The 12,355-nt window shown below is 67.7% G+C and carries 12 protein-coding genes; 9 read left to right on the top strand and 3 right to left on the bottom strand.

Annotation, left to right across the window (positions count from 1 at the left end):
• Positions 1-3: 3 nt before the first annotated feature.
• Together EPN80_RS20970 and EPN80_RS20965 are read left to right on the top strand one after the other, a co-directional pair.
• Entirely contained in the window at positions 4-1,554 is a 1,551-nt protein-coding gene (locus EPN80_RS20970) for an NADH-quinone oxidoreductase subunit C (RefSeq protein WP_293031963.1), read from the top strand.
• Positions 1,554-2,081, top strand: a complete 528-nt coding sequence (locus EPN80_RS20965; protein WP_293031961.1) for an NADH-quinone oxidoreductase subunit B family protein — start codon at positions 1,554-1,556, stop codon at positions 2,079-2,081. Before EPN80_RS20970 ends, EPN80_RS20965 begins: the two co-directional genes overlap by 1 nt.
• 19 nt (positions 2,082-2,100) lie before the next feature.
• On the opposite strand, the gene EPN80_RS20960 is transcribed toward EPN80_RS20965, so the two are convergent.
• Together EPN80_RS20960 and EPN80_RS20955 are read right to left on the bottom strand one after the other, a co-directional pair.
• On the bottom strand, positions 2,101-2,532 hold the full coding sequence (locus EPN80_RS20960) for a VOC family protein (RefSeq protein WP_293031959.1): 432 nt from the start codon (positions 2,530-2,532) through the stop codon (positions 2,101-2,103).
• The gene (locus EPN80_RS20955) at positions 2,529-3,068 is read right to left on the bottom strand and encodes a helix-turn-helix transcriptional regulator (RefSeq protein WP_293031957.1); all 540 of its coding nucleotides are present in this window, start codon (positions 3,066-3,068) and stop codon (positions 2,529-2,531) included. Before EPN80_RS20955 ends, EPN80_RS20960 begins: the two co-directional genes overlap by 4 nt.
• 180 nt (positions 3,069-3,248) lie before the next feature.
• On the opposite strand from EPN80_RS20955, the gene EPN80_RS20950 reads away from it, so the two are divergent.
• The 6 genes from EPN80_RS20950 (at position 3,249) to EPN80_RS20925 (ending at position 10,521) form a co-directional block, all read left to right on the top strand.
• Positions 3,249-3,644: a BlaI/MecI/CopY family transcriptional regulator gene (locus EPN80_RS20950; RefSeq protein ID WP_293031955.1), complete on the top strand. Its 396-nt coding sequence runs from the start codon at positions 3,249-3,251 to the stop codon at positions 3,642-3,644.
• Entirely contained in the window at positions 3,634-4,536 is a 903-nt protein-coding gene (locus EPN80_RS20945; RefSeq protein ID WP_293031953.1) for a hypothetical protein, read from the top strand. Before EPN80_RS20950 ends, EPN80_RS20945 begins: the two co-directional genes overlap by 11 nt.
• Positions 4,533-5,627 carry an efflux RND transporter periplasmic adaptor subunit gene (locus EPN80_RS20940; protein ID WP_293031951.1) on the top strand — a complete coding sequence of 365 codons (1,095 nt, stop codon included), beginning with the start codon at positions 4,533-4,535 and terminating at the stop codon, positions 5,625-5,627. Before EPN80_RS20945 ends, EPN80_RS20940 begins: the two co-directional genes overlap by 4 nt.
• Positions 5,628-5,633: 6 nt before the next feature.
• Complete coding sequence (locus EPN80_RS20935; protein ID WP_293031949.1) at positions 5,634-8,705, top strand: efflux RND transporter permease subunit; 3,072 nt, start codon at positions 5,634-5,636, stop codon at positions 8,703-8,705.
• Positions 8,702-10,072 (top strand): TolC family protein, encoded by a 1,371-nt coding sequence (locus EPN80_RS20930; protein ID WP_293031947.1) that lies wholly within the window; start codon positions 8,702-8,704, stop codon positions 10,070-10,072. Before EPN80_RS20935 ends, EPN80_RS20930 begins: the two co-directional genes overlap by 4 nt.
• Before the next feature lie 152 nt (positions 10,073-10,224).
• Positions 10,225-10,521 carry a YciI family protein gene (locus EPN80_RS20925; protein WP_293031945.1) on the top strand — a complete coding sequence of 99 codons (297 nt, stop codon included), beginning with the start codon at positions 10,225-10,227 and terminating at the stop codon, positions 10,519-10,521.
• On the opposite strand, the gene EPN80_RS20920 is transcribed toward EPN80_RS20925, so the two are convergent.
• A complete protein-coding gene (locus EPN80_RS20920) occupies positions 10,522-11,445 on the bottom strand; it encodes a LysR family transcriptional regulator (RefSeq protein WP_293031943.1) in 924 nt (307 codons plus the stop codon).
• Between the two features lie 198 nt (positions 11,446-11,643).
• Here EPN80_RS20920 and EPN80_RS20915 point away from each other — a divergent pair, with 198 nt between their 5' ends.
• Positions 11,644-12,348, top strand: coding sequence for an SDR family NAD(P)-dependent oxidoreductase (locus EPN80_RS20915; protein WP_293031941.1), 705 nt, complete (start codon positions 11,644-11,646; stop codon positions 12,346-12,348).
• The last annotated feature ends 7 nt before the right edge of the window (positions 12,349-12,355 follow it).

Here is a 12,355-nt window from a genome sequence, read left to right as displayed (position 1 = left end):
CGCATGCGTCTTGAACACCTTTCATTGCCCAACCAGACCCGCTTGCCCAATGTCGGCGACGGACCGGCAACTATCGTGGCCCGCGTCGACGCCCGTGCCTGGATCGACCTTGCCGGAACGGCACGCCAGGCTGGCGCATGGCTGATCTCGCTGTGGGGCCGCCAGGAAAGCACGGATACCTTTGTGATATCGGCCGCCTACGCGCTGGAAGACGGACTGCTATGGCTGCAGTTGCCGACCGGCGAGCATGATGGCTATCCCGATCTGTCGGCCCTATTTCCCTGCACGGCGCGCATGCAGCGCGCGCTCTGCGATCTGCTCGGATTGCGCGCGTCGGGCGCCGCCGATACCCGCCCATGGCTCAATCACGGTCACTGGCCGGCCGGCGATTATCCCTTGCGGCGCGAGCCGGTCGCGGCAACGCCCGGCTCGCCGCCGCCCGAGGACTACCCGTTCATCCCCGTGCTCGGCGACGGCGTCCATGAAATCGCGGTTGGCCCGATCCACGCCGGGACCATCGAGCCCGGGCACTTCCGCTTCTCGGTCGTCGGCGAAAAAGTCTTGCGCCTGGAGCAGCGCCTGGGCTACGCGCATCGCGGCATCGAACGCCAGTTCCTGGACACGCCGCTGCTTCACGGGCACCGGCTCGCCGGGCGCATCGCCGGAGATTCCACGGTGGCATTCGCCTGGGCGTTTTGCATGGCTGCCGAACAGGCGCTGGGCATCGGCGCGCCACCGCGTGCAAACCATCTGCGGGCGCTCCTGCTCGAGCGCGAGCGTGTCGCCAACCACCTGGGGGACCTCGGCGCGCTCGGCAACGACGCCGGCTTCGCCTATGGCCTGACACAGTTCTCTCGCCTGAAGGAAGATTGGTTGCGTTTGAACGCCCAAGCGTTCGGGCATCGCTACTTGATGGATCGCATCGTTCCCGGCGGCGTCGCGCAGGACGCCGCGCCGTCCACCACCGCAGCCATCGCCGCGCAATGCGATCACATCGAACCGCAGGTCCGCGTCATGCAGCGCATTTACGATGAGCAGTCGGGCTTGCAAGACCGCCTCTCCGGCACCGGGCGGCTCACGTCGGAGGTGGCCGGGCATTTCAGCGTTTACGGACTCGTCGGGCGCGCCAGCGGGCGCGCGATGGATGTGCGCGTCGATTACCCGCACGCGCCGTATCGCCAGATGCGGGTGCAGGCCGCCGGCGACGCTCGCGGCGACGTGGCGGCCCGGCTCGCCGTGCGCTTTAACGAAATTTACGAATCACTGCGGCTCATACGCGCGCTGGCGAATTCCTTGCCGGCCGGCGATATCCAGCTGCCGGTGACACACCAGGGCGCCGTATCTTGCGGGACCGGCTGGATCGAAGGCTGGCGCGGCGGCGTGCTCGTCGCGCTCGAGACCGATGCCGCCGGACGCATCGCCGGCTGCCATTGCCACGACCCGTCATGGCAAAGCTGGCCGGCACTGGAGCACGCGATCATCGGCAACATCGTTGCCGATTTTCCGCTGATCAACAAATCGTTCAATCTCAACTACGCTGGACACGACCTGTAATGTGGCAACTCCTCAAACAGATCGCCCGCACTCGCGCCCCGGCCGAGCCCACGCCGGCCGGCGAAGATGCCTGGCGTGCCGACGGCGAACGCATTCACCAGGACATCCTCGACGTGCTCGGCCGCGCGCTGTGCATCCGCGAAATCGATGCGGGCTCGTGCAACGGCTGCGAGCAGGAAATCAACGCGCTCGGCAATCCGTACTACAACATCGAGGGGCTCGGCATCAAATTCGTCGCCAGCCCACGCCATGCCGATATGCTGCTGGTCACCGGCCCGCTCACGCTGAACATGCGAGACGCCGTGCTGCGAGCCTACGAGGCCGTGCCTGATCCCAAACTGGTGGTCGCCGCCGGCGATTGCGCCTGCACCGGCGGCATCTTCCACGGCAATTACGCCGTGTGCGGGCCGTTATCGAATCTTCTGCCGGTGGACGTCACGATCCCCGGCTGCCCGCCCCCGCCTATCGACATCCTGCGAGGGATCATCACGGCGCTGCAGAACAAGCGCGCGGCACTGTGGCGCTAAGAGGCGTATATCAAATGCGTCAGGAAGCGTTTGCCCCGTTCGTGCCGGACGCCATCTGAATCATTTTCCAGCCGTTGCCGGCCGGGTCGCGAAAGCCCGCGTCGACGCTGCCGTAGCGCTCGACCGGCTCCTGGGTGAATTCCACGCCGCGGGCCTTGAAGCGCTCATAACTCGCGCGGCAGTCCGACACGGCGAGCACCAGCGGCGGCATGGCCCCCTTGGCGACCATCGCGCGCAAAGTGAGCGCGGTGGCTTGGTCGTGGACTGGCGGGCCGGGCAAAAACAGGCCCAGCTGAAACAAGGGCTGCTCCGGATGCTGGACCGTGAGCCACCGATAGTCGCCGTTGCGCACGTCCGTATGGACGCGAAATCCGAGTTTTTCGACATAGAACGCCAGTGCTTCGTCCTGATTGTCGACATACAAGCCCACCACATTCACACCTTGACTCATGACACCTCCTTGGTTGATGGCCCCAATGTATCCGCGCCCATGCGACGGCGCTTCTCCAAAACTGCACTGGTGAGATCGGGACGCTGCGCGGCCTTCAGCACGCAGGCGGGTACGCGGTCGAGCCGATCGGAGGCAGCCCTCGCCGCCTGGCGCATGGCGCCGGGGCTAAGGCCGGTGACGTCGCGAAAAATGCGGCCGAAGGTGCCCAGGCTCTCCCAACCGGTGGCAAAGGCGATTTCCGTGATGCTGAGTTCGGTATCGCGCAGCAGCGTGCTGGCCTGCTCGATACGCCGCGTCAGCAAGTAGCGATGCGGCGGCATTCCGTAGGCGCGCTTGAAGGATCGTGCGAAATATGCCTCCGAGACACCGCAAAGCGCCGCCAGACGGGCCACCGGCCAAGCTTCGTGGGAGGCGGCGTCCATCCGATCCCTGGCACGCAGCAAGCGCCGCAGCAACACGGGATCCTGCAATGGATCGTCCTCGGACGGCGCGATGCGCGAGACAGACGAATGGGAGCGGCGACGGGGCGCGGGCATGGATTCCAACGGGCGATCGGGATACGCATAGTTTAGCGCTACGAACGAGTCAGCAGGTGCACCAAGGTCCCTCCTTGGCCTTCATCGTGGTTATTTAACTTATTGCCCCCCGCGACGAATGCTGGCTGGCGGCCAGTGCCGCGCTTGACGACGCTACGACGAACGTCGTAACATCGCCGCATGACACGCTATCGACTACCTGCCGACGATCTCGAATACGCGGTGCTGAGTCTGCTCTGGCAGCTCGGCACGGGATCCGTGCGCACCTTGCACGAGCGCCTGGGCGAGCCGGCCGGGCGCGCCTACACAACTACCGCGAAAGTCGTCGACCGGTTGCGCGAGAAAGGACTGATCGAGCGCCGGCGCGAGGCGGGCGGGTTCGTCTACAGTCCGGCGGTCGCCCAGCAGGATGTCGAACGCGCCCGGGCACGCCATCTGATGACCCGCTTCCTCGGTGCGGCGCCGCATGCGGCAGTGGCGGCCCTGGTCGATGCGGTCGACGAGATCGATCCGGTGCTGCTCGAAGACCTCGAGCGCGCGATTCAAGCCAAAAGAGGACCAGGCCATGGAACGTGAGTCGTTGCTGACGGTCCTGCTGATCCTGTTCGGCGGCCTGGCGCTGCAACCGTTCGCGATGGTGTCGTTGCGCGCGACACCCAAGCTGGACGGGCGCAGCGCCGAGCGCCTTGCCTGGCTGCGCCTGTGGCTGCCGGTCATGCCCGCGCTGCTGGTTGCCGCCTGGTTGTGCGGCTGGGCGCTGCGTGAGCCGGACCCGGTGCACGACCACGTCGACCGCTGGGTGCTGATCGGCGCGTGCGTGCCCTTTGCCGTGGTGATCTGGCGCGCGGCGCTGCGCGCGGTCTGGGCGCTCACGCGCGAGCCGTTCGATGCCGGCACGGGTGTTTGCACCGTCGGGTTGCTGCGGCCGAAAATTCTGTTCTCGCCGTTCCTTGCCAAGACACTCGACGACGACATGATCGACGCGGCCTGGCGGCACGAGCAGGCGCATGTGCAGCACCGCGATCCGCTGCGCATCTGGCTGGCCCAACTGGCGACCGATCTGCAATGGCCATGGCCGGGCGCGCGGCAGCGCTTCGACACCTGGCTCGAGGCACTGGAACTGGCGCGCGACGACGAAGCGCGGCGGCACGGCGCATCCGGCGCGGCGCTGGCAGCGGCCTTGCTGAGCGCTTTGCGGCGCGCCTCCTCGGGCGCCGAGGCGCAGGCGCGGCGCAATCGCACGCACCTGAGCGCGCATGCCTGCCTGACGGGCAACCCGCAAGCGCTGCAACGACGAGTCGCCCTGCTGCTGGCGCCGCTGGCCGAGGCGCCGACGGCCCCGCCCCGGGCCCTGACCCGATTCCTGCAAATCGAGGCACGCTTCATTTGCATGCTGATGGCCGCCGGCATCCTCGGCGCGCTCTACGGCGAACGCATCCTGCACCCTTTGCTCGCTTGGACATTTTGAAAACTCACCGGCAGATTCGCCAGCGGCGCCTGGTTGCCGCGTGGCTGCTCACACCCCTGTTGTGCCTGGCTGGCACGGGCCTGGCGCAAGCCGCCGATGCCACGCAGGCCGGCATCCCGACACAGCCGCCCGTCGTCACTGTACAACCCAAAACGTTCTCGCCGCGCTTGAGCGCCTACGGCCAGGTCGTGCCCACCGCATTGGTCAAGGTCCGGGTGGTCAATGCTGGTGTCGTGCGCGATCTGCGCGTGCTGCCAGGCAGCGTGGTGAGTGCCGGCGAGGTGCTCGCGAAATTGAGCGGCACGCGCATGCAGGCTTTGCTCACGCAGCGCGAGACGGCGGTGCACAGCGCGCAGGCGCGGCTTGATGCCGCGCGCCAGGCGCTGGCCATCGCGCGCCGCCAGCTTGCGGCGCAACTGAGCACGCGCCAGGCAGTCGATGCGGCAGCCAGCGAACTCGCCGCCGCACAGGCGGCCCGGCAGACCGCGCAGGCCCAGCTCGACGAAGCCCGTGATCTGCAGGTCTTCAAGGCGCCGACGGCCGGCGCGGTGGTGGCCGTGCAAGCCGCCAACGGCGAGGAACTCACGCCCGGCCAGACGCTCCTGAGCCTGCAGCCGGCCGGCAAGCTTTGGATTCGCGCCGAATACTTCGGCGCGGACGCCGCCGCGGTGCATGTCGGCATGCGCGGCCGGTTCGAGCCGGCCGGCGGCGGCGACGCGGTCGCGGTCAAGGTCTCCACGGTCGGCGCTTCGCTCGACGCCGACGGCGGCACGCAAGTCGGGCTGAGCCCCGCGCAGGCGACAGGAACCACACCCTGGAAGAGCGGCCAATGGGGCACGGTCACGCTCGACGGCGCGCCGCAAGCGATGCTCGCGGTGCCCACCGCGTCGCTGATTCTCGATCGCGGCCACTGGTGGGTGATGGTGCGCACCGCGCACGGCGACGAGCCGCGGCAAGTCATGCCCGGCCCCACGCGCGGGTGGCAAACCTGGATCGCATCGGGCCTGCGGCCCGGCGAGCAGGTCGTGGCGCAAAACGCTTTCCTCGAGTATCACCGCGGCATCGCCCACGCCTACCAGCCCCCCGACTGAGCCGCCATGAACAAAAACATCTCGCTATCGCGCGTGTTTCAACGCCCGATACTATGGTTGCTCGTGCTCGGCGCGGTGGTGCTCTACGCCACCTACGCCTTTGTGCAAACGCCGGTGGAGGTACTGCCGCAGTTCGACTTTCCGCAGATCAGCGTGACCGCCCATCTGCCGGGCACCACCGCCACCGAGCTCGAGCGGCTGGTCGTCAACCCGCTGGAGAGCCAGATCCTGACGCTGACCAACCTGGCCAGCGTGCGCTCGACGATGGGTAACGGCACGGTCGAGATCGACGTGCGCTTCCGCCAGGGCAGCAATGCGCAGATCGACTTGCAGAGCGTCAACGGCGCGCTCGATCGTGCCCGCTCGGAATTGCCCACGCAAGTCAATCCGGTCGCGCAGATCATGGGCAACGCGATCAACGAGGTGGCCGACTACACCGCGCAGATTCCCGCCGACGTCGCGCCCGCGCAGGTTCAGCGCGCGGTGCGGGCGAACATCGTGCCGGCGCTGCGGGCAATTACCGGCGTGCAGTTCGTGCACGTGTTCGGCGCCGGCGACGAAGCGCTGTGGATCCAGCCCGATCTCGGCGCAATGCGGCGCTACGGCGTGCCGGTGACAGCGCTGGCCCGGGCGGTTCAGTCGCAGGTGCTGCTCGAACCAGCCGGCTTCGTGACGATAGGTCACAATGACGTGCTGATCGAGGCGCGGCACCTGCCGGTGCATATCGCGCAGCTCGAGCAGGTGCCGGTCACGACGCCGCAAGGCTCCATCCCGCTGAGCGCCCTGGCGCGCATCGTGCGCGCGGCGGTACCGACGCACAATGCGGTGGCCCTGGACGGCCGCCCCAGCATCGCGCTGACCGTCGTCAAGCAGCCGGGCGCCTCCACCCTGGCCGTCACGCAAGCGGTCCAGCGAACGCTCGACCAGACGCTGCCGCAGTTGCCGGCCGGCGTGCACTGGGTGCGGACCTACAGCCAGGGCCATCTCGTGCGTCTGGTCGGCGCCGACCTTGGCCGCAATCTCTTGATCGGCGCGGTGCTGGCGGTGCTGGTACTGTTTTGGGTGCTGGGCGCCGGACGCGGGATCGTGGCACTGGCCATGAGCATCCCGCTGTCGCTGGCGCTGGCCATCGCCGCGCTGCATGCGTTCGGGCAAGACCTGAACCTGATGACGTTCGGCGCGCTCACCGTCGCGGTCGGCTTGCTCGCAGACGATGCGATCATCGTGCTCGAGAGCATTTATCACCGCTGGGAACAGGGTGACGCGCATTGGGACGGCATCTGGGCTGGCCTGAAGTCGATCGTCATTCCCGACATCACCGGCACGCTGACCAATATCGCGATTTATGTACCGCTGCTGTTCGTCGGCGGGCTGGTGGGATTGTTCTTCATTCCCTTCTCGCTGGCGATGATTCTGGCGCTGCTGGCCTCGCTGCTGGTCTCGCTGACCTTCACCCCGCTGAGCCTGGGTTTTTTGCGCGCCAGGCCAAGCGCCGGCACCAGCGGCGGCCAGCGCTTGCTCAAGCGCCTGCAGCATGCCAACGAGAAGCTGTTTCAGTGGGTGGCGCGCGCGCCGCGCACCAGCCTGGCGATCACCTTCGGCGTGCTCGCGTTGAGCCTGGTGGGGCTCGTATTGGTGCCAATCAGTTTCCTGCCGCTGCCCAACGAGGGTGCGTTGCTCGAGTCCTTCACGCTGCCGCCCGGCAGCTCGCTGCTCGACACGCGCGCGGCGGTCGGCACCATTACCCGGCGCCTGCTCAATGACCCGGCGGTCGCGCACGTCTATGCGCGTATCGGTTCGGCCTCGTCGACGGCCTATACCGAACCGGCCTATGCGGGAGAAATCCAGGTGGTGCTCAAGTCCGGCGTCAGCGTCAATGCGCTGGATGCGATCGGCGAGCGCATCCAGCGCGAATCGCAATTGCCGGGCGTGCAGCTCGCGGTCGATACGCCGACCATCGAACGCGTCGGCGAGAGCCTGTCGGGCCTGCCGCAGCCGTTCGTGATTCATCTGTTCGGCAGTAACGTCGCGCGGCTGCGCAAGCTCTCGGAAGCCATCGCCGCCAAGCTGCACCAAATTCCGGCGCTGAGCGACGTGTTCAACAACGACGGCTATCCGGTCACGCAACTGCAGATCGAACCCAGCATGCAAGCACTGGCCGTCTACAAGATGACGCCGGCCTCGCTCTACGCGCAACTCGACGCGCTGATCAACGGCAAGGTGGTCAGCCGCGTGCCCGAGGGCAACGTGCCGCTGGTGCTTTATATGCGCCTGGCCGATGCGCCGCAGCGCAGCGTGGCGCAGCTCGCCGCGCTGCCGATCCGCACGCCCGGCGGCTGGATGCCGCTGTCGCAACTGGCGCGCGTCGAACTCGGCAATACGCCCAACCAGATCGAGCATATCGCCGGCGCGCGCGCGCTCGACATCCTGGCCACGCCCAACGGGCCGATCGGCAGCACCATCGCCGCCGTGCAGAAGGCGCTGGCCGATATGCACTTGCCCGCCGGCTATCGCATCGCCTTCGGCGGCCTCTATGCGCAGATCGAACAGGCGGCACTGGGGTTGCTGGTCGCGGCATTGGCGGCGTTCGTGATCATGGTCGGCATACTGCTGCTGCAATTCGATGGCCTGCTGATACCGGCCATTCTGCTGCTCGAAATCCCGCTCGCGCTGACCGGCGGCACGGTTGCGCTGGTGGTCAGCGGCGTGGGGCTGAACGCGACCGGCATGATCGGCTTCCTGACCTTGATCGGCATCGGCCTGCGGCACAGCATCGTCTTGCTCGACCGCGTGCGGCACAACGAGGCCGCCGGCATGCCAGTGGAAGAAGCCGTGCGCGAGGCCATCCAGGTGCGCTTTCGCCCGATCATGCTGACCGCGGTCACCGCCATGCTGGGCATGTTGCCGACCGCGCTCGGGCTCGGCGAAGGCGCCGCGCCCGAGCAGGGCCTGGCGGTCGTGATTCTCGGCGGACTGATCTGGAGCGCGGTGCGCAGCACTAATCTGATCCCGGCGCTGTACCTGCATTGGCGCCGCAAGCAACTCGCGCGCCTGGCGCAACGCAAGGAGCCGGCATGAAATCGATGAACGTCCCGCGCCTGTTGCGCAGGGGCCCGGCGCTTGCCTTGTGCGCCACGCTGGCGGCCTGTGCGACCTATGCTCCGAAGCCATTGCCGAACAACGTCGCATGGCACGACAGCGCTGCCGGCCCGCGCGTGACGACGCGCGACATCGCGCTGCCCGCGCTCGCCGCCCAGCAGATCGATTTGCACGCGCCGCTCGACATCCGCGCGGTAGCCGCCCTGGCGGTGCTCAACGATCCCCGCCTGGTAGCCGCGCGCGACCAGGCCGGTGTGGCCCGCGCCCAGGCGTTCGCCGCCGGCCTGCTGCCCGCGCCGAAACTCTCGGCCGAGCGTGATATTCCGCAAGGACAGTCCGACGCCACCACCACCGCCTACAACCTCGGCCTGAGTCTCGATCTCGACCAGTTGATCACGCGCGGCGCGTCGGTCGCGGCCGCGCGCGAGCATGTGCGTGCAGTCGACCTCGGCATCCTGTGGCAGGAATGGCAAACCGCATCGGCCGCCGAACTCGACTACATTGCACTGGTCGGGCTGCGCGAGCGCGATCGCCTGCTCGAGATGCAGCGCCAGGCCATTGCTGCCCGCCTGGGGCGCGAGCGCGCCGCCGCGGCGGCTGGCATCGCGCCGCGCACGACGGCTGACGCCGACCTGATCGAACTGAACGCCGTGCAGCATCTGCTGGCCACCGACGCGCGCCAGCGCGCGGCCAAGCAAGGCCAGCTCGATGCCATGCTCGGACTGCCGCCCGGGCAGGCGCTGCGCCTCGCCGGATTACCGCGCTTCGACGCCGCGGCGGTGCGCGAAGCGGCCGGCTCGCTCGACCGGCTGCCGGAGATTCGGCCCGACCTGATGGCGCTGCGCGCCGGCTACGCAAGCCAGGAACAGACGCTGCGCAAGGCCGTGCTGTCGCAGTTCCCGTCGGTGGGCGTGACGCTCTCCCGCGCGCGCGATACCTCCAACGTGCATACCCTGGGATTCGCGGTCGACTTCAGCCTGCCGATTCTCAACGGCAGCCCCGGCAAGATCGCCGTGGCGCGCGCCACGCGCCGCGCCCTCTACGATACCTACCGCGTGCGCCTGCAACAGGCGCATGCCGAAGTGGCGCAGGCGCTGGCTGACCTCGCCATCCTGCAACAGGAACGATCTTCACTGCAGGCCGCCCTGCCCGCGTTGCAAAGCGCCTCGCAAGCGGCCGACGCCGCGCTGCGATCCGGCGAAATCACCTTGCCGCAGGCGCAAAGGCAAGCGCAGGCGCTGCTCGACCAGCAACTGGCGCTGCAGGCCAACGCGCAGCAAATCGCCGAGCGCACCGTGGCGCTGCAACTGCTGACCGGCAGCGGCATATTCGCGGCAAAAGGATAGAATCCCGAACTGTACGGAATGCCTGCCCTGAACCGGTCGATCCGCATCGTCGGCAGGCATGCCCGAGCGCTGGGGAACGCCAGCAACGTTACCGCCGGTCGGGACGAACCGCGTTCCCGGAGTCGTCGTCCCGGCTGTCCAAGGAGAAATCGATGTTTATTGTTTTGCTGCGCTACGTCAAACCCATCGAGGTGGTCGAAAGCCTCGTCCAGGAGCACAGGGATTATCTGGACCGCCACTACGCGGCGGGACACTTCGTGGCTTCCGGGTCCCAGGTGCCGCGTGTCGGGGGCGCCATTCTTGTCCAGGGACTGTCTCGCCCGGAACTCGACGCCGTGCTGGCCGAAGATCCGTTCCATCGGGAGCAGGTCGCGCAATATGAGGTCGTAGAGTTCGATGCGACCAAGGTCGCCTCCGGATTCGAGACGCTACTCGCGCGCGCTCGCTGATCAGCCCGGCGCCTGCTGCCGGCAGACCGTCACAAACAGCTGCCGTAGCCAGCGGTGAACCGGGTCGGCCTCCAGGCGCGGATGCCACAGCAGCGACACCGTGATGGCCTCGATGGCTACCGGCAGCTCGAACGCGTGGATTGCGGCGGTATCGCCCGGACCGGCCGGCTGCGCGCGCAAGATTGAGGCCGGCACCAGTGCCACCAGATCCGAGGCGCGAGCCACGGCCAACGCCGCTGAAAAACTCGGCACGATAGCCGTCACGCGGCGTGCCAAACCCAATGCCGAGAGCGCCGCGTCCACCGGGCCATTCGCACGCCCCTGGCGCGATGCGACTACGTGGCAGAACGCCACATAGCGCGCCAGCGTCACCTCGCCCTCGGCGGCGAGCGGATGCCCGCTTCTGACGACGCCCACGAAGCGATCGCGAAACAGCGCCTGCACGCGCACTTCCGGGCCCATCTCGCCCAGCACGCCAACTTCGAGATCGGCCGTCCCTTCGCGCAAGGGCCTCGCGGTCTTCTCCGATTTGGCGGCGAAGCGCAAGCGCGCCAGGGGCGCGGCGGCCGTCACCGCCGCGATGAGCGGTGCGCCAAACACCTCCACGAAACCTTCGTTGGTCCGGATCACAAAGGTGCGATCCAGCGCCGGCAAATCGACTTCCGTCGCCGCGGGCCGCAGCACGATGCGAGCCTCGTGCAGCGCATCCCGTGCGCGCTCGCGCAAGATCCGGGCGCGCGGCGTCGGCACCATGGCCCGGCCGGCCCGCACCAGCAACGGGTCGCCGGTGGCGGAGCGCAGGCGGGCCAGCGTGCGGCTCATTGCCGACGCGCTCAGCCCCAACCGGCGTGCCGCCCCCGCGACGCTGCCTTCGGCAAGCAGTGCATCGAGCGCAATGAGCAGATTCAAGTCGGGTTCGGCCATGCGCGCATGCTAGCACGCAGGCATGTCCAGGCGCGTGGCCACCGGGCATGGCGTGCGATGCATGCCAACAGTGCATCGGCCGCGCCTTCCGACATCGCCCTCGCGCCGTTATATTGGCTCGGCCGATTCGCTCGACCCTGATTCTTACCCACCACCCGCCGCCTGCGCGAAGCCGGTCTTGTCTCAAAGGAGTAACCCATGCAACATCCATCGCCGCATAAAACCGCCCTGCTCATTGGCGCCTCCCGTGGGCTGGGGTTCGCCATGGTCGAGGAATACCTGAAGCGGGGCTGGCGCGTTATCGCCACCGCCCGGGCCAACTCCACCGACCGCTTGCGCCGCCTCGCCGGGGATTGCCCCGGCATGCTCGACGTCGAAACCGTCGACATCACGCACGACGACGAAATCGCGGCTTTGCACACACGCCTCGCGGGCCGGCGGCTGGATCTGCTTTTCGTGAATGCGGGCGTCAAGAACGACGACCGGGAGACGATCGCCGATGTCTCGACGGAAGAGTTTGTTCGGGTGATGGTGACCAACGCGCTGGCGCCGATGCGAGTTGTCGAGGCGTTCCAGGACCTTGTTGCGCCGGACGGCATGATCGGCGTGATGTCTTCCGGTCAAGGCAGCGTCGCCAACAACCAGAACGGCAACTACGAGGTCTATCGCGGCAGCAAGGCCGCGCTCAATATGTTCATGCGCAGCTTTGCCGCACGCCACGCCGGCGACTCACGCACGCTGCTGCTGACGGCACCCGGCTGGGTGCGCACCGATATGGGCGGGCCCGAAGCACGCTTGAGCATCGAGCAAAGCATTCCCAGTCTGGTGAGCGTCATCGAAACGCAACGAGGCCGCCCCGGGCTGCAGTACCTCGATTATCTCGGCCGCGTGGTGCCCTGGTGAGCGCCCG

The organism is Pandoraea sp. (assembly GCF_004297875.1).
In the GTDB taxonomy this organism is placed as follows: domain Bacteria; phylum Pseudomonadota; class Gammaproteobacteria; order Burkholderiales; family Burkholderiaceae; genus Pandoraea.
This window is presented reverse-complemented; position numbering and strand designations above follow the sequence as displayed.